At 54.0% G+C, this 24522-nt stretch carries 23 protein-coding genes; 14 read left to right on the forward strand and 9 right to left on the reverse strand.

Going from position 1 to position 24522, the window contains the following annotated elements; all coding sequences use genetic code 11:
• Positions 1-110 precede the first annotated feature (110 nt).
• The 3 genes from B2R17_RS00625 (at position 111) to B2R17_RS00635 (ending at position 2741) form a co-directional block, all read left to right on the forward strand.
• On the forward strand, positions 111-1274 hold the full coding sequence (locus tag B2R17_RS00625; protein WP_286762422.1) for a hypothetical protein: 1164 nt from the start codon (positions 111-113) through the stop codon (positions 1272-1274).
• Positions 1275-1279: 5 nt separating this feature from the next.
• The gene (locus B2R17_RS00630) at positions 1280-2248 is read left to right on the forward strand and encodes a mechanosensitive ion channel family protein (RefSeq protein ID WP_286762423.1); all 969 of its coding nucleotides are present in this window, start codon (positions 1280-1282) and stop codon (positions 2246-2248) included.
• Positions 2249-2387: 139 nt separating this feature from the next.
• Positions 2388-2741 carry a hypothetical protein gene (locus B2R17_RS00635; RefSeq protein ID WP_286762424.1) on the forward strand — a complete coding sequence of 118 codons (354 nt, stop codon included), beginning with the start codon at positions 2388-2390 and terminating at the stop codon, positions 2739-2741.
• A gap of 169 nt (positions 2742-2910) precedes the next feature.
• Here the strand turns inward: B2R17_RS00635 and B2R17_RS00640 are convergent, their stop codons facing one another.
• From B2R17_RS00640 to hmpA, 4 genes are all read right to left on the reverse strand, one after another.
• Positions 2911-4647 carry a hypothetical protein gene (locus tag B2R17_RS00640; RefSeq protein WP_286762425.1) on the reverse strand — a complete coding sequence of 579 codons (1737 nt, stop codon included), beginning with the start codon at positions 4645-4647 and terminating at the stop codon, positions 2911-2913.
• A 319-nt stretch (positions 4648-4966) separates the two neighbouring features.
• Complete coding sequence (locus B2R17_RS00645) at positions 4967-5218, reverse strand: DUF3565 domain-containing protein (RefSeq protein WP_286762489.1); 252 nt, start codon at positions 5216-5218, stop codon at positions 4967-4969.
• A 164-nt stretch (positions 5219-5382) separates the two neighbouring features.
• Positions 5383-5718: a cupin domain-containing protein gene (locus B2R17_RS00650; RefSeq protein WP_286762426.1), complete on the reverse strand. Its 336-nt coding sequence runs from the start codon at positions 5716-5718 to the stop codon at positions 5383-5385.
• Between the two features lie 106 nt (positions 5719-5824).
• Positions 5825-7051: an NO-inducible flavohemoprotein gene (gene hmpA / locus B2R17_RS00655; protein WP_286762427.1), complete on the reverse strand. Its 1227-nt coding sequence runs from the start codon at positions 7049-7051 to the stop codon at positions 5825-5827.
• A 330-nt stretch (positions 7052-7381) separates the two neighbouring features.
• Between hmpA and B2R17_RS00660 the strand changes: the two genes are divergently transcribed.
• On the forward strand, positions 7382-8128 hold the full coding sequence (locus B2R17_RS00660) for a phosphatase PAP2 family protein (RefSeq protein ID WP_286762428.1): 747 nt from the start codon (positions 7382-7384) through the stop codon (positions 8126-8128).
• Between the two features lie 438 nt (positions 8129-8566).
• On the opposite strand, the gene B2R17_RS00665 is transcribed toward B2R17_RS00660, so the two are convergent.
• Positions 8567-8950 carry a TIGR03643 family protein gene (locus tag B2R17_RS00665; RefSeq protein WP_349676974.1) on the reverse strand — a complete coding sequence of 128 codons (384 nt, stop codon included), beginning with the start codon at positions 8948-8950 and terminating at the stop codon, positions 8567-8569.
• A gap of 126 nt (positions 8951-9076) precedes the next feature.
• On the opposite strand from B2R17_RS00665, the gene B2R17_RS00670 reads away from it, so the two are divergent.
• The 4 genes from B2R17_RS00670 (at position 9077) to B2R17_RS00685 (ending at position 11078) form a co-directional block, all read left to right on the forward strand.
• A complete protein-coding gene (locus B2R17_RS00670) occupies positions 9077-9289 on the forward strand; it encodes a hypothetical protein (protein WP_286762429.1) in 213 nt (70 codons plus the stop codon).
• Positions 9286-9621: a hypothetical protein gene (locus tag B2R17_RS00675; protein ID WP_286762430.1), complete on the forward strand. Its 336-nt coding sequence runs from the start codon at positions 9286-9288 to the stop codon at positions 9619-9621. Before B2R17_RS00670 ends, B2R17_RS00675 begins: the two co-directional genes overlap by 4 nt.
• A 66-nt stretch (positions 9622-9687) precedes the next feature.
• A complete protein-coding gene (locus B2R17_RS00680; protein ID WP_286762431.1) occupies positions 9688-9837 on the forward strand; it encodes a hypothetical protein in 150 nt (49 codons plus the stop codon).
• A complete protein-coding gene (locus B2R17_RS00685) occupies positions 9825-11078 on the forward strand; it encodes a right-handed parallel beta-helix repeat-containing protein (RefSeq protein ID WP_286762432.1) in 1254 nt (417 codons plus the stop codon). Before B2R17_RS00680 ends, B2R17_RS00685 begins: the two co-directional genes overlap by 13 nt.
• Positions 11079-11312: 234 nt before the next feature.
• Here the strand turns inward: B2R17_RS00685 and B2R17_RS00690 are convergent, their stop codons facing one another.
• The 4 genes from B2R17_RS00690 to B2R17_RS00705 form a co-directional block, all read right to left on the reverse strand.
• Complete coding sequence (locus B2R17_RS00690; protein ID WP_286762433.1) at positions 11313-12782, reverse strand: BON domain-containing protein; 1470 nt, start codon at positions 12780-12782, stop codon at positions 11313-11315.
• A 127-nt stretch (positions 12783-12909) separates the two neighbouring features.
• Positions 12910-13596, reverse strand: a complete 687-nt coding sequence (locus B2R17_RS00695; protein ID WP_286762434.1) for a PH domain-containing protein — start codon at positions 13594-13596, stop codon at positions 12910-12912.
• Positions 13597-13880: 284 nt separating this feature from the next.
• Complete coding sequence (locus tag B2R17_RS00700) at positions 13881-14234, reverse strand: ArsR/SmtB family transcription factor (protein WP_008666368.1); 354 nt, start codon at positions 14232-14234, stop codon at positions 13881-13883.
• Positions 14215-14676 (reverse strand): SRPBCC family protein, encoded by a 462-nt coding sequence (locus B2R17_RS00705; RefSeq protein ID WP_286762435.1) that lies wholly within the window; start codon positions 14674-14676, stop codon positions 14215-14217. The genes B2R17_RS00700 and B2R17_RS00705 overlap by 20 nt, the downstream gene beginning before the upstream one ends.
• Positions 14677-14857: 181 nt before the next feature.
• On the opposite strand from B2R17_RS00705, the gene B2R17_RS00710 reads away from it, so the two are divergent.
• The 6 genes from B2R17_RS00710 (at position 14858) to B2R17_RS00735 (ending at position 24328) form a co-directional block, all read left to right on the forward strand.
• Positions 14858-15421, forward strand: coding sequence for a DUF1579 domain-containing protein (locus B2R17_RS00710; RefSeq protein ID WP_286762436.1), 564 nt, complete (start codon positions 14858-14860; stop codon positions 15419-15421).
• Between the two features lie 134 nt (positions 15422-15555).
• The gene (locus B2R17_RS00715) at positions 15556-15975 is read left to right on the forward strand and encodes a DoxX family protein (protein WP_286762437.1); all 420 of its coding nucleotides are present in this window, start codon (positions 15556-15558) and stop codon (positions 15973-15975) included.
• 1630 nt (positions 15976-17605) lie between these two features.
• The gene (locus tag B2R17_RS00720) at positions 17606-18979 is read left to right on the forward strand and encodes a hypothetical protein (RefSeq protein WP_286762438.1); all 1374 of its coding nucleotides are present in this window, start codon (positions 17606-17608) and stop codon (positions 18977-18979) included.
• A gap of 1038 nt (positions 18980-20017) precedes the next feature.
• Complete coding sequence (locus B2R17_RS28240) at positions 20018-20323, forward strand: DUF6444 domain-containing protein (protein ID WP_414707196.1); 306 nt, start codon at positions 20018-20020, stop codon at positions 20321-20323.
• Positions 20324-21011: 688 nt separating this feature from the next.
• A complete protein-coding gene (locus B2R17_RS00730; RefSeq protein ID WP_286762439.1) occupies positions 21012-22613 on the forward strand; it encodes a hypothetical protein in 1602 nt (533 codons plus the stop codon).
• Positions 22614-22717: 104 nt separating this feature from the next.
• Positions 22718-24328 carry a methyltransferase regulatory domain-containing protein gene (locus B2R17_RS00735; RefSeq protein WP_286762440.1) on the forward strand — a complete coding sequence of 537 codons (1611 nt, stop codon included), beginning with the start codon at positions 22718-22720 and terminating at the stop codon, positions 24326-24328.
• The last annotated feature ends 194 nt before the right edge of the window (positions 24329-24522 follow it).

Here is a 24522-nt window from a genome sequence, read left to right on the forward strand (position 1 = left end):
ACAAGCGAGCAGCGACCGTTCAAAGTAAGCAAACAACCTCTCGCGGATCTTGATTGTCCGGGAACTATACTGGCATCGATTCCGTCACCAACCTCACACCCGAGTGAAATATGAACCGATCACCCGAGGTGTTGAAGTTTCAACCGCTCGGAGAGTTCACGCTTCCACCGACACCCGCGGATGAGACGATCCGGCGGTTTGCAGAGAACATTTGGAGAACTCTTCGGCGTGAAAAGGAGGATCCGTTCATCTCCGATGACTCGCTCCGAATTGCGACGACGCGAAAACTCAACAAAATCGCACCGCCGCCCGCCTGCGGTCCACTTCTCGCCGAGATGAAAGAGACGTTCTCGGATTGGACGCAAGACGCAGAGCCCGCACATTGGATGCAACTTGTTGTGTTGCCGCCGTGCGATCACAGCAACGTCGTGCGATCGTGGGCAACCCAAGGTGGTCACGTCATCATCGAACCGCCGGATCGCGAATCCATTCTCAACGGCACAGCCGATGTCGACTTACCGGAAGCAACTGGCGACGGCGTGATCGTCATTCCGCGATTGGAAGAGTGGTTCATCAGACATCGCAATGGGTTGAAACTCTTGCGTCGCCTGCTGGACCATTTGGCCATGATGCAGCGTCATTGCGTGATCGGTTGTAACAGTTGGGCGTGGGGTTTCTTCGAAAAAACCGTCGGGGCGGATTTGGTGCTGCCGATCGGAGTGACCCTGCATGCTTTTGACGCAGACCGTCTTCACGCTTGGTTCAGCCACTTGGTCGAATCTGGTGAAGCCGAAGGAAAAGTCTTTCGTCTCAACAAGAATGGCGAAGACATCTTCCGACTCAGCGGCGATGAAGGTTCAGCGAAATCAGACTACCTGATGACTTTGGCCGCACGAAGCTTGGGCATCCCGTGGGTCGCATGGCATCTGTGGCGGAGCAGCTTGCGACTTGCCCCGAAAGACAACAATCGGATTGCGGATCAGTTCCCTGGCGAGCAAGCACTGTGGGTGGCGGAACTGGACGATTTCCATCTGCCGAAGAACCACGTCTCAACCGCACTGCTCGCGCTGCATGCCTTGCTGCTTCATCACTCCTTGACCGCAGAGGAATTGAGCATCGTACTACCCAGCGTGGATGAATCTAATTTGCTGGTCGCATTGCTAGAAGCTGAGTTCGTCGAACGTGATGGTGACAACTACTACTGCTGTCCCACGGCATACCCCACGATTCGTCAGTGTCTCAACGACGCTGGCTTTCCTCTTGACCGTCTGTAAGACCGATGCAAAACGACGCTCCCGAATCGGCCATCGAACAAGACGCCGCCGACACCGCAACGGACCTGGCTGCGGAAACTGCGAAGCAAGCATCCGGTGCTGGTGAGGAGGTAGCCGACAAAATTGACAAACCGGCACAAGAGGCTTCTGACCAGGCCGTTCAGCTGATCAACGATTGGCAAGACATCAGCCTGCTACAGATCGCCGGCATCGCATTCACCGTCTGGCTCGCGATTGCAATCGTACGGAGACTGCTACCGTTTTTGGCCGAGCGAGGCCCCAGCCAATTGCGGTTGTACCTGCTGGCCGCGGTGCCGATCATTCGATTGCTATTGATGACGCTGGCGGTGCTGTGGATCATCCCCATCATCTTCAACGTCACCTTCGAGAATTTCCTTGTGATTGCTGGTGGTGCCAGCGTCGCCATCGGCTTCGCATTCAAAGACTACGTCAGCAGTCTGATCGCGGGTGTCGTCGCGGTGTTCGAGCGACCTTATCGCCCGGGTGACTGGGTGGAAATCAATGACGACTATGGAGAAGTGCAATCGGTCGGGTTGCGTGCGATCCGTCTGAAGACCGCTGCGGACGACATCATCACGGTTCCGCATCTGGTCAGCTGGCAAGGCAACATCAGCAACAGCAACGACGGTGCACACACGTTGATGTGCATCGCCGATTTCTACTTGGTCCCCGACCATGATGCGTCGGAAGTAAGAGGTGCATTGCGAGACGTTGCCATGACGAGTGCCTACCTCGAGTACGACAAACCGGTGTTGGTGGTGATGAGCGAGAAACCATGGGGGACTCACTACCAAGTGAAGGCCTACCCGTTCGATCTGCGTGACCAATTCGTCTTCATCACCGATCTGTCCGTCCGCGGCAAAGAGGCGATCGCGGAATTGGGAGCCACCCAGGTGACATCGCCGTACATCTCATCCGAAAAGAAAAGCTCGCAACCTGTGGTGACGTTCTAGCCACCACTGGCGTGACCACAATTGGCGGCAGCACGGTAATTGACCACCCATAAAATGCGAACGCCGGGATACAGTGATCCCGGCGTCGATGTGCTTTCATTTGACAACTTGACCGTTAAGCGGCCATCGATGAACAACTTTGTTCACACGTGCGACAGCACTCAACGCACTTTTCCATTCCGCCGACCTTTTCACAGCTCTCCGCACACGCCTTGCAGATTTCGGCACACGCGCGGCAGTAGAGCGAATGGTTGTCGCTGTTGCGGCTCATGAAATCAACGCAAGCACTGCATGCAGCGATGCAATCAAGCATCAGTTTGACGTGTGTTTGCTCGACATGATCGCCACCTTCGACCAGGCAATGGCTGGTCAAAGTATTTGCGCAAATGGTTTGGCATTCTTGACAGTTTTGGATGCATTCCTGCATCGATGCGGTTGCGGTACTCATTCAAATTTCTCCGTCGGATTGTTAGTTGCGGCCCCGTTGCCGTGAGGAGGCAGGGCTGCAACCGGCATACCACGAAGCGGTTGCGAGTGAATGATTGAGTGAAACCCGCAATTTGCTGGCGCTATCCAAGTTTGATCTTTGGCCCTGGGTTTCTTACGCGATAGAGACCGCAAGCGTCGCGGCTGCTTTATCGGACGCAGAAAGTCGTCCGTCGCTACAAACCAGCATCGGGATCGTATTTCGCGACTCTTCGACTCACCCGGCTCTTCATCTTTGCGATCGCGGGTTCTTTCCAACTCGAGGGGTGAGGAAGCTTCTCGATCGGCAGTCCCATCCGAGCCATCGCGATCCGCCACGCAAGAGCGTCGTTCGCACTGTTGGTGATCGGGCAACGCTTCTGCTCAAAGTACGATTGAACCAACGGCAGGGCTTCGCTGGCGTCCGGCCCTAATCTCGCCAGACCGCGGCAAACAGCCAGGACCACCTGCCTTCGTTTGTGCCATTCAGGAATCGTTTGCACCGAATGCCGGAGGATCTCCAGGATGGGCTGAACTCCCGGTTTCCCTAGATCAGCCAACCGTTCGATGAAGGCAGCGGAATCGCCGCGCAGCATCGGGTCGTTGATAATCTGCCACTCTTCCGCAGTCATTTCAGCAAACGTGCCCGCCGGCATTTTGCTCAACAGCGAGGCGAAGTACGTCCTATCTTCCGCATCGGTCTGCTGAGCGATGATCCGCGTCACCAGACTGGTTCGGTAACGCGGCGGGATTGTCTTTGGATAGATACGACGCAGGGCTTTCCCCACGTTGGAAACACGAAGGTCAGCTACGATGCGGTGAACGATCTCGGCGTCTTCATCGGAGGGCGTTTGAAATCCCAACCCGACGATCCACGGGACAGCTAGTTCAAGTTCATCCGCATTGCTCGCGTGATTGTCCAGTGCATCAACAAGAAGTTGCATTACCAAACGAGGTGCATCATCGGACGGTGTCTGGCAGAGACCTTCGACGCTCTTCATTAGTTCCGCAATCGGGTCGAATCTTTCGCGTTGATTACCAGTTGAATACTTGGTCCGACCAATCGCGAATCGAGAGTTGCTCATGCTTGGATGAAACGCAATGTACGGCGGCGTGTTGACGACCTCATGCTCAACCAACGACCGGCGAAAGAGAGCGTGACCTGTTTGCCCCAACACTTCAACACGCTCAACCACAGGCTTCGATTTCTGCTTCGAGCCAGTGATGACGATGGTCATGTCTGGAGTCATGGCCGCTTTGCTGGCCACCAAAGTTTGCCGTGTCGCGAGTCGAAGATTCCACTCGGCCGCGAGCCGCTCCCGTCTCGCCTGATGAAACTTGTGGACCTGCATTCCACTGGGCCGATGAGCATTCTCTTCGTCAGGATAGTGCTTGAAGATCCGCTCCGGATCGGTCGGTGCAAGCCCCATGTTGGGAACACTGCCTCGCGGCACCAGTTTCCATGTTGTTTCGTGTTGACAATCCGGCCCACTGGCCAGCGTGACACTTTCGACGCCCGGTGTGAGCAACAATGCCGCACACAGTTCATCGCATTGTTCGGCTTGCCCTCGTTTCCATTGCAAAATGTCGCGACGTTCCAGACGAATGTTCCCGACCAATTTCAATGGTTCCACACAATCCACGTCCTCTTGGATCGAAGCTCGATACTCCCGCTCACCCATCCAGTGAAATGGACTGGCGACTAAAAATGCGAGTAGTCCAGTGGCGCAGAACGCAAACACGGTCGCCTTGATTCCGGTGTGTCCTGGCAGAAGCGAGCGAATCGCTGTCGCAGAAGCCATGTACACAAAAGCGGTCGGAGCAACCATGAGAATGATGCCCGGCACGATCAGGAACAGACCGAGCAACACCAGATCCGGCATGGCCAGGGCGATCAGGGCAACGAAGCCCAAAACGAGAGTCAGAATGAACATGCAGGTTTCCCACGGATGAATGCGACGGACCGGACGGCAGCGTGAGGCACGTTCCTTGAAAGCCACGCAGCGAGCCGTTCTGTAAGCACACTCTCGACACTGACTTCCCAACCAATCCCCGAGAAAACCTAGATCTCATTTTCTGGAGAGCAGGTCGAAATGAGTTGATAGACCGTCAAAGACGACGCTCACGCCTGGCTCCACTGCGGAACCGTTTCGGTTCTGTGGGTTGTAGGCATTGCGACAGCGATCAAGATTCGAAGAGCCAGCTCATGATCCACGTCGTTCCCGACCAGCCTGACCAAGATCTAGAACCATTTCATTCACCGTTCCCGGGAACAAACGGCCGATCGTCCGCAGCGGCTCCCTCAGTGCATTTCTTGCATCCGAGGTGAAAGCCGAGCATTGATTCGCGACCGGCGGATGTTGTCACCCATTCACGCCGAACCAGCGGCGGGTCATGGCGGACATGCTGGTTGTGTCCACAAGCCAACTGCGCAACCCAATGCCCCTCTTCATCGCGGTGATAACCGATGATCGGTTGCTGGATGACACTGCTTGGTTCCGTCATCAAGGGACACTCTCAATCGCGAGAAAAATGGATCGAACTGATTCGACCAAAACGTCGATCCCCAAAAGCCACGTCCCCAGCATCTTAGCCGTTTGTGGGCTAGCACCGGATTTTACGAAACGAACCAGACCAAACCTCCAAACAACCAACCCAACGCCGTCCAGTCAGCCATTCGCCTTCGCTCCCTTGAGAAGCAGCAACAACATTCTGGTGGGCTCGTTCGCCGAGATGCTATGCGGCAGTTTCGCTGCCATATGAACGAACGTGTTTGCCGCAGCATCAATCGTTTTGTCACCCAGCGTCACGGTTGCATCCCCGTCCAAAAATTGCAGCATCGCCGGAACAGCCGCGGTGTGTTCGGACAGCTCTTGCCCGGCATCGAACCCGAACAAGACGATCTTCAGCGAGTCATCTTGGTAAAGAGTCTTGCTGATCGTTCCGTCCTTCTGAATATCGATCTCAGCGGCCAGATCGGCATAGGTTGTAAACAAGTCGCTCATGAAATCACCTACAAAATGGAGAGGAACAATTGGTTGCCATGGCAGCAAACGATTTGCGTGAACGAGTCCACGACGCGGGTGCTGAAATCGAAAGCTCGCGATAGCATCACACCGCGACCAACTCCTCTTTTGGCCCAAAGAACTCGTACCGAACGCGGTGTTCGTCGACACCAAGCTCTCTCAAACAAGCATGGACGTTTTTCATGAACGGCTTGGGACCGCAAAAGTAAAAATCCGCCTCGGCAAATGGCGTCCACTCTCGCATCAACTCGGTCGTGACGAATCCGGTTTCGTCGCACTTGCCATTTTCCATGTCGCCGGGAAGTGGCGAGTCGTAGATGACCTTGGTGTGGACGTTGGGTCCGGCTTGTGCCAGACCGCGAAGCTCGTCTGCGAATGCGTGCACCTTGCTGTTCCGAGCCGCTTGAATGAAGTGAACCTCCGCGTTGGGATTGGCGTGAATGATTGACTTGGCCATCGACAACAGTGGCGTCACGCCGATGCCACCCGCGATCAGCGCGACTGGTTTTGCGACTGCGGCTGGATCGACCGTGAACTCGCCACACGGCGGGCCGAGTTCGATGTGGTGGCCTTCTTCGATATCGTCATGCAAATGATTGGATATCAAACCATCGGGTGCATCCGCGACAAGTCGTTCTTCACGTTTGACACTGATTCGGTAGTGCGGTTGGCTGGCACAATCCGACAGGCTGTAGTTGCGTGGGGAAGTGGGCGTGCGCGGGTGATCAATGTGGACGGTGATGTATTGACCGGGCTTGAACGGTGGCAGCGGGCCTTCGTCTTCGGGTTTGAGATAGAACGATGTCACGATGTCGCTCTCGGGAACCTTCTTCGCCACAACAAACGTTCGCGTTCCATTCCAACCGCCCGGAACGGAAGCTTGCTCTTCGTAGATCGCACCTTCACGACCGATGAAGATGTCCGCCAAGAACCCGTACGCTTCCGAAACGGCCTCAACAATTTCCGGTGTCGCCGCATCCCCCATCACATCGCCAATCGCTGCCAGCAAGTTGCTGCCAACGATCGGGTAGTGCTCGGGTTTGATGCCCAATGAGACATGCTTTTGCGCGATCAATTCAACGGCCGGCATCAATACGGCGGGATTGTCGATGTGGCTGAAGTAGGCACAGATCGCACCGGCGAGTGCCTTTTGTTGTCCGCCGGAATGCTGGTGAGCTTGATTGAAAAATGCCTTCACCTCCGGATTGGCTTCGAACATCCGTTCGTAAAACCTGCGCGTGATCGTTTCCGCATTCGCAGCGACCACGGGTGTAATTTCCTTGACAATTCGGATCGTTTTCTCGCTCAGCATGGGCGGGGCCTTCATAGAGGAACGCTAGCGGTGGGGAATTTTCGGACGACAGAGAAAACGTCGTCGCGATACATTTACCCAAAGGTACACAATTGATTGTTCACGTCAAGGTGCATGTTTCATCACCGGCGGATTGATTCAGCCTGGCCTGCGAGTTGCGTTCGCGATTGTCACTCGGGAAAGATCAACTCAGTCCCCGATAACTCACGGACATCTTTCAACGCCGGGACTTGGTCATGGAGACAATCTGCTGCAAAGTATGAGTCTCGCCGCAAGCGATCCGTCCTTCTTTGCCGACGCGACACACATCCCACCTGCAATAGATTCGTCATGAAGACAATTGGCACGAAAGCCTACACGACGTTGTCGCAGTCACTTCGTTGGCTACGCGGACGTGAGCCGATCCTGTTGGTCGTCGTGTTGCTGGTCGTGGGCGGCATTTGGATGTTCACCCAAATCGCGGGCGAGGTGATCGAAGGCGAAACAAAAGCGTTCGACGAATGGGCAGTGCGAGCGATGCGACAACCGGACAACCCGGCCCAGCCAATCGGGCCTCCGTTCTTGCAAGAGATGGGGCGTGACGCGACCGCGTTGGGTGGCATCGGCGCCTTGTCGCTCTTCACCATCGTGATTGCCGGTTACCTTTGGCTTGATCGCAAGCGACACATGACGGTCTTTCTGATCGCCTCCACCCTTGGCGGTCTGATCATCAGCCTCTCACTGAAGCATCTGTTTGATCGTCCGCGTCCGGACATGGTTCCTCATCTGTCGATTGTCCACACGAGCAGTTTTCCTAGTGGCCACTCCATGCTATCGGCGGTCGTTTATCTCACGCTCGGCTCTCTGCTCGCGAGCGTTCTGCCTCGTCAAACTTTGCGAATCTACACTCTCGCGGTTGCGTGCATGCTGACGTTGATCGTCGGAGTCAGCCGCGTCTACCTGGGTGTCCACTATCCGACCGACGTTCTGGCTGGCTGGATCGCTGGTTTGACGTGGGCGCTTTCGTGTTGGTTGCTCGCGAGGCGATTCCAGCGAAGCGGACAGATTGAAACGGAACGAGACGAGCTCGACCGATGAGCAATTGAACCGCCTTAACCCTCGGTTACGAGGCGGCGTTCGAGCTGCCTTCTTGACTGCGCCGTCGTCTGGTTCAGGCCAAGCCAGACGCAGCGTCACCGCCACCAAACCGGTGTGAAGCCGAAATTGCGGCGTCGATGTTCTAAGTGCCCACCTACAAACACTGAAATACTTCAACAGGGCGTGAAAAGGTTTTCACTGAAGTCAAACTTGGCTGGACGCTTGGGTAGTCAGTTCGGCTTCGTTTCATGTCAAGAATCAGTTCGTGACCGCGACCGTCAAAATGGTTGACGCTCCCATTTGGTTGGCTTGCTTTGAGCGGCGACCAAGCACATGGACAAATTGCCGGACACCAGAGCAGAATGGTCGGCAGTCTGGCATTCGAATCAAACCGATCGATATCGCTTGCGGGCTCGAGCGATGACTAACCTCCGATGACTAACCTCGCTGCGACTTGGCGCGAAAGCGGCGACAGCGATTCTCGTCTTGTTGACTTGAAAACGCCGCCTCGTGTTTCGTTAACCGCCCTGCAGTCCGCCTTCTCCACATACGAAATGAGCTGGGCTTCATCTCTTTACGCATCAGCTCAATGACGTCGCCATGCGAAAGAGAAAACTGTGTTCGGATGGCATCAAAGCTCGTTCGATCTTCCCAAGCCATCATGATGACCCGATCGATTTCGGCTCGTGACAATTTTTGCGGCTCATGTTTCACTTTTGATCCCTTATTCAACAGTTTGCTAAGGACCTTTTGGGTCGGGTCACCAATGCGGCCACATGAAAAGACCAAGGAGGATACAAGCACGGCAAGTCCGTCTGTCACCGCTAATAGCGTGACCCTGTGTGAAGGTCGTTCAACGTTTGCAACAACTTCTAACGATCAGCTTGCCGCTGTTCTAAAGTTCGTCGGATTAGAAATCACCACACTCAAAAGACGACGAGGAATGCGATGACTGACAAACAAGGAACACACACTTGGCCAGAGCTGGCTGCCGGACTCTATGATGCGTTGACCGGCCGGAATGCAGAGATCTCCTACGACTTTGAAAACATGGAAGTCTTTGTGCCTGCCAAGACGGGTGATGCAGGCGTGGAACATGCACACTGGAAGCTCAACGGCCTCCTGAAGGTTCGCACTCGCGACCTATCAGGTAGCAAATGACTCACCATTCCATGCAAACCGTCTCGATCGAAGCCAACTTGAAGATGGAACGCTTCGATCATTCACGCGTCATTCAAGTCGTGGAGATGTCCACGACTGACAACGACACAATTTTGATCGAATCCAGTGGGTCTCTCCCTCGCTTCTCGCTGAAGCACGCCCGAGCATCCAGATCCAGACTCGTAGCAATCGCGCAAGCGACTCAGCAAAACCTTGTGGTCAAACACAACGGCGACGTCATCACACAAGTTTCGACAACCAGCAATGTATCGGGCAAACTCTCGATCCATTGGTGGAACTTGTTGAAGCAATACGTTCTAAAACGATCCTAGCTTGTTCGCCAGACGCGCGTCGTTTCGCTCCGGACCGGTCGGAGCGCCCCTCAATCGGATATAGTATTGAGCAACCTTCCACGCCAAATCACGGCGTTCGGCGAAGCCAATGCGTCCGGTTGCTACATCGAACTTCGCTTGCGACCTAAGCTGGACAGCAAAGGACTGAAGGATTGCTCGACGTTCTCAGGAGCTGGAACTGCATGCGAAGTCTGACAATGACAATAGGCAAGAAAGTGTTTTCGGTGCTGGCCGTGTTGCTGCTGGCGAGCTGGACGTTGACGCCGGTCTCCGCCGAACAATTCCGCATCGGCCCTGAACAGAATTGGTTTGAATTTCTGAGCGGTGATTCTTTGCGTCCCGCCGACGTTGTGATCTTGAGCGATGGCATCTACACCGATCCAAGACGCTTGGTGATGTCTCACCGGGGAACCGCAGAGCAACCCATTGTGATCCGAGCGGATGACGGAGCCAAAGTGATCTTTCGCAGGCCCGATGCGAAGCAGAACACTTTTAACCTGGAAGGAACCCAGCACCTGACGCTGGAAGGTTTCGAAATCACGGGCGGTGCGGCGGCAATCCGGATCCAAAGTTCGGACTCGCACCGTGCAGAATCGATCACGCTCGAAGGACTTCATATTCACCATATCGGCGGCGTCGCCGTCACCTGCAACCATCCCGGTGACGACTACCGCGGGATGACTTTTCGCCGCAACCATGTCCATCACACCAGCGGACATGGCGAAGCGTTCTATCTGGGAGCCAACAACGGCGAGGCTGTCTTTCATGATTCAGAAGTCACGGACAACTACATCCATCATCTAAACGGCCCAAACATCAGTCAGGGCGATGGCATCGAAGTCAAACAAGGCAGCTATGCCAACTTGGTCGCACGGAACGTCATCCACAACACAAACTATCCAGCGATCACTATCTACGGCACCGCAGGACAACCGGTCAATCGCGTCGATTCGAATGTCATCTGGGAGTCCAACGACAGCGCAATGCAAGTCGCGGCTGATTGCATCGTGCGAAACAACTGGGTCGCGTGCAGAGGACATTGCCTGTACAGCCGCAACCACCAGGAAGCCGTCGTCGGCAACCTGGAAATCAACGGCAACGTTCTCCTAGCCCTCGGAAAGGCGGCACCGATACGGATCATTCATCCGCGCGACAGTTCCGGTGCAAATCAACTCAGCGGTCTGATTCAAATCCAACACAACGTGATGGTTTCCGACGATGGTGCCTTGGCAGCCCGCATCCAAAACGACGCACTCGTGCGGTTCAATGCCAACCGGGGCAATGGAAAGGTAGACGGATCCCAGCAAACGCTAAAAGACACCATCAACCTTTCTGAACTGCGCAAACGTTTCCCAAACCTCGACCAACAACACCCGGCTTGGAAACACCTGAACCGCGATCAATTGCTCGCCCGATTCAACGGCATTGCCGATTAGCGACACGATGCCAACCAACCGGAACCAGCCGCACGCATTGACGAAGTCCGCTGGCCAGCTGGCCTGATCCCTCACGGCTGATGGAACGACGCCATTGCAAACAAGATTCACCGCGTTCGCGACGATCAATCAGACGTCAACCGGGACTGACGCCCATCGGCAAATTGTTGTCATTCGGTATACGACTGAATCAGCAGCCCGTTAGCCACGGTTCCCTCCGAAGAAAAACGAAGCTCACTGAGGGATGAAATACTGTTCGCCGAAATGGGGCGGGTGATAGCGGACTTTGATCATGTTGTGCGGATGATGAGCTCCGGCCTCGACGGCCAAGTTCATCGCGGTCTGCCACTGCAACCACGTGTCGACATGGCCTCGCAGGATAGCCACGCCGTCTTCCACGACCACATCGATTTGGTTGCTGCGATTCAACAAAGCGTACTTGAGTTTGCGATTGAGATCTTTCTCGATCTGCTCATCGCTTTTACCCGATGGCTCGGCTTCGACCGCGAGTGAGTTATTGACGTGGACGACTCCCGCCACCCCGTCAGCAATCGCGTGAGCCACACGCTTCTCCAACTCTGAATCCACCAAGCCATACAGACTGACATGTGCTCGGTCACAATGAACGCGAATTTCGCGGCGGTCGAGATACCCGCTGCGGGCGAGAGCTTGTTGAGTTTCTTCGATGATTGTTGCGTCAGACGGTTTCTCGTCTGGGTATTCAACGTCCAACTGGTTGGCAATGCGACGGACGCCAACAACGTTGCGCACCAATTGACCAGCTCGCGTTCGGATGAAGCTACGATCAACCACGCCGTTCAGTTGAACTTTCGCTTGGTTGACAACAACGTCAATCTCCTCGGCACGCGAAAAGACATACGGGTCGGCTTCAAATGAACGGCGTATCGCATTGTTGATGCTTTCGTCATTGACGTCAGCGTAGCGTTGCTTGCGAAGTAAATCGTCGAGTTTGTCAGGATTGACCTCGACGCCAGTGACATCGACGGTCGCAACGCCCCAGATCTCAGCGATTTGTTCCAATCGCTCCTTGGCCGCAACCGATCCCACCGCACCGCTCAGCTTTGCAGCATGTTCTTCGACCTGAACGTCAATGTCGGCATTGTCAAAGTAGACCGACTGAACGATCAACGCACTGATCTCCGCTCGCAACTCTTCATCGGTGCGATCGCTGGACATTCGGACGGTGATTTGGTTGTCGACTTCGGAAACACCTCGGACACCAGCGGCGGCGAACTCAGCAATTCGCTTCTGAGCCAATGAGTCAACTTTGCCAAGAAGCGATACCGTTCCGCCAGATACTTCCGTCGTGATCGGAGGATGCTCGACACTTTGATTGATCTGCAACACCTTTTCCACATCGGATTGAATCTCAGAATCAGAACGTGACGACCGCTCAACGAGAATGCGGTTTTGGACTGCGACCACGCCGCGAGTACGCTTCGCGATCGAAGCAGCAATCTGGCGGTCTTGAAGACTGAGGACGGTGCCGGTCAGAGTGACGATGCCGGAATCAATGGCCACGTCGATTTCATTTTGGCTGAGACGTTCAGCGTCTTCGAGATCAGCCTCGATGGCAGACCGGACGTCATCGGCACTTGGTGAGGATGAACCAGCAAACGATGGGGAGCAAATCAGAAACGTGGCGATGAGAGACACCACGAGACTTTGTTTGGGAAAGATCATGACGGGCCTATGTTCGGGGATTCGGAGGTTCGACACGTCCTGGGCCGCAAACGGTGCGCCGGTGTTTCTGACGGCGTGTGCCACAAACCCACCGATATTCCGAAGCGACAAACTTCACCACGAAAACTCAATCTTGATTTTCGCGAATGAGGTCAATGATTCGCTTCGGATGAGGCAGACCTTTGGCGACGACTTCCAAGTCATCTTGGCCGGAACTGGAAATGCCGATGCCACCCACGTTGAGCAACCGCTGAACGAACGATTGATCGAGCTGAATGTTACGGACGTCGTCGTGCTGCACTTCCGAAGTGTCCCGCGAGACGATGCCTTCGCGATAGATCGTGCGGTCGTCGGTGACGGTCAACGTGGTGAAGCGACTCAACAACGTCCAATAGCCAATCATGCCCGCAATCACCAGCAAGGCGACCGTCCCCAACCAAACCACGATTGAGGCCGGACCGAGCACCATCGTTTCGCCGAGCGAATAACCGGCCAATGATATGCCGGTGATCGACATGATGATCAGTGCGGCCGCGGCAATGCCAACGACAGCAAGGCCGATGCTTGTGATGGGGCGGGCCCGAAAGACGACCGGATGAACTTCGACCAGCGTGCGTTCTGCCGGTTCAGATGCCATCTTGCTTTGGTGAGCCGTTTTTTCGTCGACCTCGTGAACCGAGGTGACCACAGCAGTCGGCATCTCCATCTCGAACGGCTTTTCGCAACTGGGACAAACAACCGGTCCATCAAGATGCTCGATCGTGCTATCGACTTCGTGCTGGCAATAAGGGCACTGGGTGGTCAGGACTTGCATGGATCAAATTTCCGGTACGGGTTGGCTGAGCGACAGCAACCACCCATGCACATCACATACCGAAACGCGATTTACCGACGCCACAGGGGCCTGTAACGTCTACAGTCAACGCACCCCACTCACTTCAGCCGCAACGCGTTAGCGTCCGGTTCCCAATGGACGAGAACTTCTCGAGCAACGCCGCCAGACAACCGACGTCACAGGTCCTGAAACGTTTATGAGCATCACAACCGCCGCGTTAGCAAGACCGACCAACACCTGACTCGACATCTCGCGTCGCGAAACTACTTCCGCTCAGCAAACGATTTCAAACGCACCAACGCATCCTCCCATTGTTGAGCAATCACATTCAACACATCGTGCGCTTCGCTGATCGCTTCTGAACAAGCCACAAACCGACGTTCTCGACCGTGGATTTCTTGAGCGACAAAGTTGGCTTCTTCAAGCACACGCAGATGCCTCGTCACCGCTTGCCGGGTCACAGGCAAGTCCGCTGACAATTGCTTGATCGACTGTGGCGTTCCCGAACGCAACTTCACCAAGATCTTCAATCTTGTGTCGTCTCCCAGCGCAGCGAACATCATCGCATGACGTCGCGTGTCGATCTTCTTCGATGAATCAGAGGTTGTCTTGGACATAGTTCTGAAGGTTCACAACCTGCGCTGCCCAACCACCATCGTTCATACGAAATGCTTCGTCACGACGATGGTCGGGGATTCCATCAAAACCGGACTCCGTGACGCGAACCAGTGTCCCTGGCTCGACCGCCTCCAAGATGAACTCCACCAATGTGCGAGGCTCGGTGGAGTAATCAACCTTCGGATCGATTGCATAGGGACGCCACCAAAACGCGAAGCGTCGCTCCGGTTCGATCGCCTCCACAATCACTTCCATGGTCACGTGCTCATAGCCGGGATAGGTGATCGCACCACAAGTCGTCTTGCCCACCCCAAACGGCCCATCCAAATTCACTCGAAACCACTCACCAAACTCTCGGTGGTCAGTGATGGCTCTCCAAACCCGCGAAACGGGTGCGTTGATTTCAATTTGTTTTTCAATCCGGTCGGTCGTTTCCGTCATCTCGTTCCCCCTTGCTCATCCAGACCTCAACATGCAACAATTTGATTGCATAACAGGGTGATCATTCGCGATGCCCAAGTCAATCTGGAAAATCTTCTGGCGTTTTGTCGATCCCGCACCTTCGCTTTCGACCAGAATAAAACGCAGCTACCAAACCCCTTCACGGACCAGGAATCGAAACATGCAAAATCTTCTTCCGCTGTTGTCGCTGACATTCGCATTGCTGTTCGTTGGCGACGCGGTCGCACAAGAGCAACCGGCGATGCCCGAACCAACTCAGGAACATAAATGGCTGCAACAATTCTCGGGCGATTGGACGACCCAATCAGAATCCAGCATGGGGCCGGACCAACCGCCAGTTCAATGCGAAGGCACCATAACATCCCGCATGCTCGGCGGGTTTTGGTTGGTCAACAACATGAAAGGCGACTACGCGGGAATGCCAATGAATGGCATTCAAACGATTGGTTTCGATGAGACCAAGAAGAAGTACGTGGGTACCTGGATCGACTCGATGACCTCCATGATGTGGCACTATGAAGGCCAGGTCGATTCCACCGGTAAAGTCCTCACATTGGAGGCTGAGGGTCCCAATTTCATGTCGGATGGAACAACGACAAAATTCGAAGACATCTACGAGTTCAAATCCGAAAATGAACTTTCCATCCAGTCTCGAATACTCGCCGAAGACGGCAAGTGGATCACGTTTGTGAGTGGCACGGCGACCCGAAGCAAACCCGAGTGAGCTGACAATCAACCGTCGCCGACATCTAAAACACATCGATTGGTGCACGCGATTCAACTGATGGTTGCCAGCCACTGGTTACCAACCAGCAAGGCTCAAACGCAATCCTTCCTCCAAAACCGAACGACACGAAGATGAACACAAACAAGAAGTTGACCATTGCCGGCTGGATCTTGAGCGGCCTCTTGGCCCTGATGCTGATCGGAGCAAGTGCGTCGGCGAAGCTCACCACTTGGGAAGGCAAATCCGAAATGTTTGCGAAGATGGGATGGAGCGAGGATGTGATGTTCTGGATTGGCATCGTGGAAGTGACCGTCACGGTCCTGTTCTTGATTCCGCGAACATCGTTCATCGGAGCCATCTTGCTGGCGGCCTACTTGGGCGGTGCAACGGCAACACATGTTCGAATGGAGGAACCATTCTTCATCCCGATCATCGTTGGAATCGTCGCTTGGATTGCCCTCGGACTTCGCAACCCCGCCGTGTTCCGTCTCGCCTTCGCACCGCAATCAATTTTGAATTCGGCGGCCCCTGTCGAGCGTACCGAAGCGTAACCAAAGAGCATCCCGCCCCATCAGCCGCCACGCGTTAGCATCGGTTCCCAACGACCGAAAAGCCCAAGCGGGACGTCACAGGGCCTGTGACGTCTACACCCATCACGCCACGCCACGTCAACAGTGCCGCACGGTTAGTCGGCCTCATCCCAATCCGACTGCGCGTTCGCAACCAGCGATCGAGACGCAATCGATGCCCAACGATTCTGCGGTTGCACCGAATTCAGGCAGAGACCGCATTTCGACCCTCCGATATCGTTTTCCGACCCAACCGACGACGACGCTGAAAACGATGCGGACACGAAAAAACCCCGCAAAACACTAGGCATTGCGGGGTTTTTGGGAGTGGGCGATACAGAACTCGAATCTGTGACCTCCACGATGTCAAAGCTTGTCAGACGACCCAGAAACGTCATTTTCACGGGGTTCTACGCAGATTCTAGTTCCAGGAAATGCACGGAATGGCACCGTTTTACACCCTTTCCGTGCACATTTCCGTGCAACACGCCATCGAGAAACCACGTGTTTTCCGCAGTGGACACTTAGCGTTTTTTGACGAAATCTGTCACCACACGAAGAATTCTTGCACCCCCACGGTGCTTTCGTGGATAGCTCCACGCGTGGATGAAGGCGTTGGTCACGAAGTCCCTGCACCCCCAGTCGAGCCGCTCGACCCGATAACCCTCATATTCACTGGGTTTCAGGCGAATTCGGATTCCAGGAATCCCGTCCGGTTGCCAGGAATCCACCGGAAAACGTGCACGTTCCGTGCATCAAATTTTGCTCGTCCTCAACGCGACACTCTGGCTGGCTACTTTCTATTCAGTCCGCTCTGTTTGAGACGCCTGCCAAAATGCTGGTTAGTTGGATCGCAACTGGCACATCGGATTCGCCTACATCCGAAGCATCACCTCACGGCCGTGGACGCGGTGGAAGAAGGTGTTCTCGCTCGATGGAAACACTGGCGTGTGGTTGGTCATCAGTTCGACCATATTGAAAACAGTCGTGCGTACCACACGGTTTGCCTGGGATCGCCCCGTGAGCCCGTTCCGGCAGTGGAGAGCGAGTAGTTCAAGACGTGAGGTGAGTAGGCGATCGCCAAGCAAGACTGAATCGACGCGGAATGCCGAGCGTGTCAGCAAACGCTTCAAAACCTCTAGAGGCTCGAACGCGATTCGATCAAAGACCCGGGGGCAACCGACCAAACATTGGAAAGAACGAAGACCTTTGCCCTTTTCGAGTAAATCAACATAGACCGTTAACCGACTGCGACCTAGACAGAAGGACGACGTAACCAGGTCAAACAAAACGCACCAATTGACCTGTGTCTGTTACACACGAACACAGAGCTCACTCGCTGGCCCGTTGGAATGATGCCGGCATGGTTCGATGCGATAATTTCAAACTGGCACTTCCATTCGGCACCCGGCGTACCGGGAATTATTGTTGGCGATCAGGATCGCTCCAGCCTTCTCGGTGATCGACATCGCCCATTTCCCGCCGCCCTCAAAACAAAGTCGCCCCACCGCTACAACCCTTCTGTTCAGGGTATTGCACCTCACCACATGGGCCACTAAAAGAGTGGAAGTCCGGCAACGGAAAACACAGCCTTTTTCGAAGAGGTACAAAAATGTCGTGGAAAATTCGGTTCGGCCTAGCGTTGGTGGTGACATTGCTCATCGCGACTCAAGGGCAATGTCAAAACGATCCCAAGTCGATCGTCAAAATGGCCCAGGCAGCGGCGCCAGGCCTCAAAGACTACATCGTAGCGAAGCAAGGCAATGCGAAATTTGACGTAGCCGTTTTCGCGTTCGGAAATGAGGAAGGAGCAGCGCCGCCTTCCTTCGGCTCCATGGGAAAGATCATTCAAGGTGAATTGATCTATGCGCTGAACAGACAAGCCTCGGCAACATCCGGAGACCTATTCAATGTGCTTTCAATGGCGCAGCTGAAGGCGCGTTTCGCAAACCTCGAATCCTCAGTCGTCGATGAAATGTCTGCTGGTTCTCCGACCCGAATCGCGGAAATCATGTCGATGGCAACGCCACCGGTAGACATGATCATCCTCGGTTCGATTGATGCAAGAAACTACACTAGCTTTGTCTCCACGGGCCGAGAGAGCGTCCCATTGACTATCCGGGCGTACAGCTCAGACGGAACCGCAAAAACTCTCAATGATCGAGTTGATCCGGGGGAACTCGGGCAATTGGGTGGGCTTGGGTCTGAACAAGACCAAAGCAATTTCAAAGTCAGTGTCATCGTGAATGGACAACCACGAGAGCTTGTGCGTGGTGAAGAAAATACCACTTGGCAGAGAGTGTATTTCCTTGAGCTGAAAGCGGAAGATAGACACAAAAAATACTCTGTCAGAATTGAGAACAAGCCCCCCACTTCATCATCGCCCGCGACGGAGTGGGCGGTTGCACTTCTGGTCGATGGAGTCAACTCGATTTATCAAAAGACGGGCCGTCTTGTGAACAACAAAGAGGAATTTGGACCAGTAATTCGTCACCCGGATCAATGCTACAAATGGGCAATAAGTCCTCCCGGAAAATACTTCCAAGGCAATCAACTGAAGGACAGCGGTCCAGGCGATCCTGATCACTCCGTTCGCGAAGTGACCGGATTTCAGGTCAGCACCGGCAGTCAAGGGGCGGGCAAGTTCTTTCAACTAGCTGACAAGGGCGGATCCATCGCGACATCCCTCGGGATAAGAAATGATGTGGGGATCATAGAAATACATGCATACCCAAAGCAAAACTCGCATATTGTGAGCGCCGAGTTCATGGGCGGCCTAAACAGAGGGACGCGGGTCTCGTTGCCCTCTGCTGAGTCTTACGCTGCCGATGAGCCAGGTGAAACAACAACGGGTGATGACTTTTCCCAAGCAACTCAAGATGTCCACATACCTTTGACTGGCATCGGTGAAGTCTGGCGAATCCACTACTACTACAAAGGACAGCCTCCAACTGAAGACGGCGTACCGATAGTACCAACCAACTAGTCTCTGTACATCTTTCAATCAGTTCTCCTGCTCGTAGGTTTTTACAATGCTGCATTCCACCAAAATCCTCCTCGCCGCTATTTCCATAGTTCTGGTGAGCGGCGAAGCCTCGCAAGCCAAGTGCTTTGGTTTTCTTATTGGTCATGGGCGCGGCGGTTGCTGCGATGTCCCTCAACGCCAGTGTCCACCGCCATCCTACTGTCCACCGCCGATTTACATACCGATACCCGAATACTGTCCACCCTCACCGATCGTGCCCCCTCCGATCGTGCCTCCTCCGATCGTGCCTCCTCCGATCGTGCCTCCTCCGATCGTCCCTCCTCCGATCGTCCCTCCTCCTGAAGACAGCGCACCAGTTGTGCCACCACCGGCTGATCCACCAACGGGCGAAACGGATGCCCCATAGTCCCCAACGTTGATTGGCAAAAGATTGCAGAGGGTCACAAACCAACGAAGAACAATGCTTCTCGTTGGTTTGCCTCGCTCCTTGCGACCAATTTGAAACTCCTGGGGCACAAGAATCCTAGGCCCAAATCGGAACGCCGAGACTCAAAGGAATCGTAATTCAAACTACCGATCCAACGGTAAGACCTCCGTTGATTATAAACTTCGCTTGCGGTCACGCGTTAGCGAATTTAAGGACCGAGTTATTGCGGGCACACTTCAATAAACGGGCACACTTTAATAAACACGTGACTGCCAATAGAAAACGCCGCTTCATCGAAAGAAACGGCGTCTTCTCAAGGCGTCACTGTCGAATAAAGTGCACGCGCAGGCGAGTTCCCTGGCGTTTGTCGAATCGTAATATCGCAATGACAGACACTCTATCGAGCCCCAGGGCTTACCATCATCCCGTCATTTAGCCAAATTGAAGAACCACTTGTAGTTGGAGGCAACGGTTTAAGGGGCACGAGCTTTCGACCCTGTAGCTGCTCACAGCTTCAAAACTGATGCTCGTGGATTTTTTGTGGTCGGTTAGAATCGTCCGTCACGAGCAATGGGAACAGATGTCCGAATTGCGAGCGTCTGGAGAAGGCCATCGCTGATCTTCAAGCACACTTCGAGGGGTTGGAGCGGAATTTTGCTGCTGCAACCAAGAATTCGACCAATAGCTCCAAGCCACCATCCTCGGACATCGTCAAACCTATCCGGCCTCGAAAGCCGTCCGGCAAACGCAAAATGGGCGGCCAGCAAGGCCATCATTGGATGATCCGACCCGTGGTGACCGAAGAAAAACTGGATTGGCTCACGCAGAATTCCTTCGAACAACACTTGTTGCGGCGGCCTGCTGACAATCGACACCGAACACCCCGTCTCGGCTGTGCAACAGATCGAAATCGTTAGCTGAACCGAAACGACCGAACATCGATCGCTCCCCAGTCACTGTGCCGCTTGCCACAAGACTCACGTCTGCACGATCACGCCGGAGATTCGCAGGGCCGGACTGTGTGGCGTCGAACTGTCCAGCATCATCGGCTTCCTTAAGGGAGCCTACCATGCTTCGCTGGCGACCATCCGTACATACCTTCAGGACGTCTACGACTCGAAACTTTCTCGCGGTTTGCTCGCGAAGGTCATCGCCGAAGTGAGCCAGGCAATCACACCGCTGTATGAAGACCTCTTGGACCAGTTGAACGCTTAGCGAATACTCAACATCAACGAGACCGGGCCCTGAGACTTCGCTGCATCCGCTCCGTCGACCATCACCGATGATACAAAAGGGCAAAGCCTCAATCGAATGCACAACACATCACCTTTGATCGCAGCGTCGACAATGACTACTTAGCACGAGCCCTTTTCCAAATACGGAGCGTGCCATCTCGAATCGGGACAATCCGACAATTGCTATGCGTACTTGATTGGCCGGGCGGTTAGAGCGATCGTAAGCGCGACCACTTCCGGCCCATTGCCCTCCACCCCTTACAATGCAGCGTGTTGCCTCGCGCACATCGCAATCAGTTTTACCGCCGGCCTCCGTAACCAACGCATCTAGCCTTGCCGATCCACGCAAGCGGAATGAACAAATACCGACATGCACTATTCAATTGAGCACTCAAGACGACTAGCAGATGAACTTCTAGGCAAGAAAGAATTTTCAGATGCAAAGTTGTCTTATTCTCAGATCCTGAAGGTCGCGCCCAGCCAGATAGACTGCAGAGCAAGAGCACGAAGATGCGTCCAACAAGTGCCGCTATCGGACAAGCACAGCTTCATCAATGCCTGCCTTTCCGCAATCAGGAACGAGCGGCCGACTGCAGGCGACGCTATTCCCGGATGGCTATACTCCAGCCTTTTCGAGGCGAAATTCTCAACGCCGAGCCACCTTAGGCCACCACCTAAAAGTGCCAGCAAGGCCGGCAACACGCGTCCCCAGGGCGCAATATCCAAACAGCGCAATCCATACAACCTTCTGTCTGAGCTAATTGGGATAACAGACCCCACGAACCTCTTCAGATCAATGCAGTTCGTTGCCAGAGGAAGCGAGGCAGCTGTCCTGTTTGATTCAACGCGTGCGCGGACGCCCCAGGATCTCGAACCAACCGACGAGTTAGAGCCTGAACTAAACGTCTGCATCATAGGAGGTGGCTGCGTTGGACTAACGCTCGCGAACAGCCTGAAGATCAGCTTCGGAAGCCGTGCTCGCATACTGGTCATAGAAAACCGAACGTCGTCGCCGCACATAAAAGAACCTTACGGAAGAAAATGGCTAACCTACATCCCGATGGAGACGCTCAATGGCTTAATCGACCCAACCGTTTCGACACTAATTTCGCGAGTTGGTACAAATGGAATGATCGGCGTGCCACTGAACATTTATGAAACTCTAATGCTGCTTTCGTCAAAGTGTCTTGGAGTCGAATTCTTCTTCGGTGAATGCGACGAAATACTGCGAGAAAGCCAAGCTAGCTGGGACATCACGTTCGATGCGACCGGTGGCCGGCTAATACAACAGAGCATCAGCCACTCATCTGCAAACGAACTTGGACCAACATTCATTGCTGAAAACACTCTCAACTACGACCAAGGCTTTAGGAAGTTCGGCCTTCCGTCACACAACTTACCTAGCAAGCTTGAGATAGCAACAATATGGCATGGCCGGTATCTGCGACCATTAGTCCAAGGGCAACCAATTGCTGTCCCGAATCTCAAAATAACCGGAATCCCATTTACTATTTTCGAAGAATTAGCTAGTTGGTGCCATCACCACAACGACGATGCAAAATTCTACATTTGGCCCGGCAATCTCCAGGCTCCCTTTAACGAGGCCCTCGTTTTCATTTGCTTGACACCCCCTGAACACATATTTTTCAAAAAGAACGTAACGTCACCAACAACGCTCTCCGAAGTGCGCAGGCTCTTGCACCCTGAACGATCAACGGACGAAAGAACCGTCGAATTACTAGAGCTCCTCAACAACCGAGACTCGCTTGGCAACAGCAGAGTAGAGCCCCCCTTTGTATACTCGCCGTATTTCCTACCAGAAGGTGATTACATCGAGCAACAGTTCTCATCGCCGCTAGTACCGGTCGGCGACACTGTCTACAACGGCAACCCGAAAGTCGGCAACGGGCTTGCTCGCCACCTCAAAAACGCATGCCGCATCCACGATATACTTCTAGAGAATTGGAAATGAATCGAAAAAGCGAACTGAACTAGTTTGCACTCGCCGACAAGCGAGCCCTGATGTTTCCTGGTATCCCATCCTGGCCCTTTATCCCCAAGCCAAGCAACCACACAATGCAACCTCTCGAACAAACCGACGCCCCAGCACCAGAAACAGCAACCCCCTACGACCGAGTTCCATACAAAAGCTTTCCTTTCCGCCAGAGCCACCCCGAACGCCTGGCTACAATCGCGAAGCTATACGGCATTGAATCCCCTTCCATTGCAAGCTGTAGAGTCCTCGAAATCGGGTGTGCATCAGGTGGAAACCTCTTGCCAATGGCCGACCGCTTCAGAAACAGCGAGTTCGTTGGAATTGATCTATCGAACGCTCAAATTAGTGCAGGTCAAAAAATTGCCAAAGAAGCAAATCTATCAAATGCAAGACTCGTTCATTGCGACGTAAGATCGATCCCTGCAGACCTGAAAGATTTCGACTACATCATCGCTCACGGTGTATTTTCGTGGATTCCAAACGACGCCCAGACCGCACTTTTAGAGGCCTGCGGAAAGCTGCTGACTCCGCAAGGCATCGGCTATATCAGCTACAACACTTTTCCTGGCTGGCGAATGCGGGGGATGATCCGCGACATCATGAGCTATCACACTCGAAAGCCGGGCAAACCGGAGGATCAAGTCAGAAAAGCCAGAGCACTTCTCAATTTTTTGGCGGAATCAGTACCGGTCGATGGAAACCCATATGGCATGCTCCTAAACACAGAACTTGAGCAACTGCAAGACAAGGAGGACTACTACCTGATCCACGAGCATCTTGAGGAGGTGAATGAGCCAATCTACTTCTCAGAATTTGCCGAACGAATAGAGAAGGCCGGGCTGCAGTACTTAGGCGAAGCGGACTTCTCGGTTATGGCAATCGAAAATTTTTCACCGAGCGTCGCATCCATGCTGAACAATTTGTCTGAAAACATTGTTGAAAAAGAACAATACATGGACTTTGTCCGCAACCGCATGTTTCGCCAAACCCTTGTCTGCAGAGATAGCGTGTCCATCGACAGAGGTCTTTCTCCAGCTCGTCTTCGCGAGCTCCACATTTGCTCGAACACAAAGCCCGCCGAGCCTATTCGCAGCCTGAGCGACAACAGCCCGGCAACGTTCGAGTCGGGCGCATCAGTCACAAAAACCACCGACCCTATCGTCAAGGCGGCACTGGCGCACCTGGGAACAATCTGGCCCAACTACATTTCGTTTGGACGACTGGTAGCGATTGCGAGATCACTGATCGCCGAGCAGGCTTCCATTGTCGATACGACTGGCTCCAGCTCAGAAGCCGACCGGCTTGGCAAATCACTATTACGCTGCTATGCCACAGGCCACGTAGAACTATCAATCGAGCCTGCACAGTATTCGCCAACCCCTCCTGAGCAGCCGCGAGCAACAGACTTAGCACGGACGATGGCTGGGCAAATAGGATTTGTAACAAACTTGCGACACGAGACTGTCAATCTGTCGGACATCGAAAAGCGATTGCTTCTAAAGCTTGATGGCACAATCACCGTCGAGCACCTCGTCACCGAGGTCTGTGAACTCATGGACCAGGGACTGCTGATCGCTCACCAGAACGGAGAGCCTGTGACCGACGCAGATATCTGCCGCGCCATCGCAGACGAGGTCGTAAAAGACTCACTGAGCAAATTTTCAAAAATGGCACTGCTGATCGAAAGCTAGAGACAGACGATCTTCGTTTCGACGTGACCCAGAAGAGCGAGACGCATTGCCGCCAAACCGCCGCCTCGCCTGCACGCCTGCACAGGAACCCTGGAAAACTAGGCAAGGCTGGGCAAATAGAAAGCGACAGCGCGAAAAAGACTTTGGATTTTGCCGCAAAATACATTTGCCGCTCAAATCTAAGGGTGGTACGC

The organism is Rhodopirellula sp. UBA1907 (assembly GCF_002337565.1).
In the GTDB taxonomy this organism is placed as follows: domain Bacteria; phylum Planctomycetota; class Planctomycetia; order Pirellulales; family Pirellulaceae; genus Rhodopirellula; species Rhodopirellula europaea.

Coding starts and splice junctions, on each gene's coding strand:
- B2R17_RS00625 (WP_286762422.1), top strand. CDS start 111: ATGAACCGATCACCCGAGGTGTTGAAGTTTCAACCGCTCGGAGAGTTC.
- B2R17_RS00630 (WP_286762423.1), top strand. CDS start 1,280: ATGCAAAACGACGCTCCCGAATCGGCCATCGAACAAGACGCCGCCGAC.
- B2R17_RS00640 (WP_286762425.1), bottom strand. CDS start 4,647: ATGTTCATTCTGACTCTCGTTTTGGGCTTCGTTGCCCTGATCGCCCTG.
- B2R17_RS00645 (WP_286762489.1), bottom strand. CDS start 5,218: ATGACGGAACCAAGCAGTGTCATCCAGCAACCGATCATCGGTTATCAC.
- B2R17_RS00650 (WP_286762426.1), bottom strand. CDS start 5,718: ATGAGCGACTTGTTTACAACCTATGCCGATCTGGCCGCTGAGATCGAT.
- hmpA (WP_286762427.1), bottom strand. CDS start 7,051: ATGCTGAGCGAGAAAACGATCCGAATTGTCAAGGAAATTACACCCGTG.
- B2R17_RS00660 (WP_286762428.1), top strand. CDS start 7,382: ATGAAGACAATTGGCACGAAAGCCTACACGACGTTGTCGCAGTCACTT.
- B2R17_RS00670 (WP_286762429.1), top strand. CDS start 9,077: ATGACTGACAAACAAGGAACACACACTTGGCCAGAGCTGGCTGCCGGA.
- B2R17_RS00675 (WP_286762430.1), top strand. CDS start 9,286: ATGACTCACCATTCCATGCAAACCGTCTCGATCGAAGCCAACTTGAAG.
- B2R17_RS00685 (WP_286762432.1), top strand. CDS start 9,825: ATGCGAAGTCTGACAATGACAATAGGCAAGAAAGTGTTTTCGGTGCTG.
- B2R17_RS00690 (WP_286762433.1), bottom strand. CDS start 12,782: ATGATCTTTCCCAAACAAAGTCTCGTGGTGTCTCTCATCGCCACGTTT.
- B2R17_RS00695 (WP_286762434.1), bottom strand. CDS start 13,596: ATGCAAGTCCTGACCACCCAGTGCCCTTATTGCCAGCACGAAGTCGAT.
- B2R17_RS00700 (WP_008666368.1), bottom strand. CDS start 14,234: ATGTCCAAGACAACCTCTGATTCATCGAAGAAGATCGACACGCGACGT.
- B2R17_RS00705 (WP_286762435.1), bottom strand. CDS start 14,676: ATGACGGAAACGACCGACCGGATTGAAAAACAAATTGAAATCAACGCA.
- B2R17_RS00710 (WP_286762436.1), top strand. CDS start 14,858: ATGCAAAATCTTCTTCCGCTGTTGTCGCTGACATTCGCATTGCTGTTC.
- B2R17_RS00715 (WP_286762437.1), top strand. CDS start 15,556: ATGAACACAAACAAGAAGTTGACCATTGCCGGCTGGATCTTGAGCGGC.
- B2R17_RS00720 (WP_286762438.1), top strand. CDS start 17,606: ATGTCGTGGAAAATTCGGTTCGGCCTAGCGTTGGTGGTGACATTGCTC.
- B2R17_RS00730 (WP_286762439.1), top strand. CDS start 21,012: ATGCACTATTCAATTGAGCACTCAAGACGACTAGCAGATGAACTTCTA.
- B2R17_RS00735 (WP_286762440.1), top strand. CDS start 22,718: ATGCAACCTCTCGAACAAACCGACGCCCCAGCACCAGAAACAGCAACC.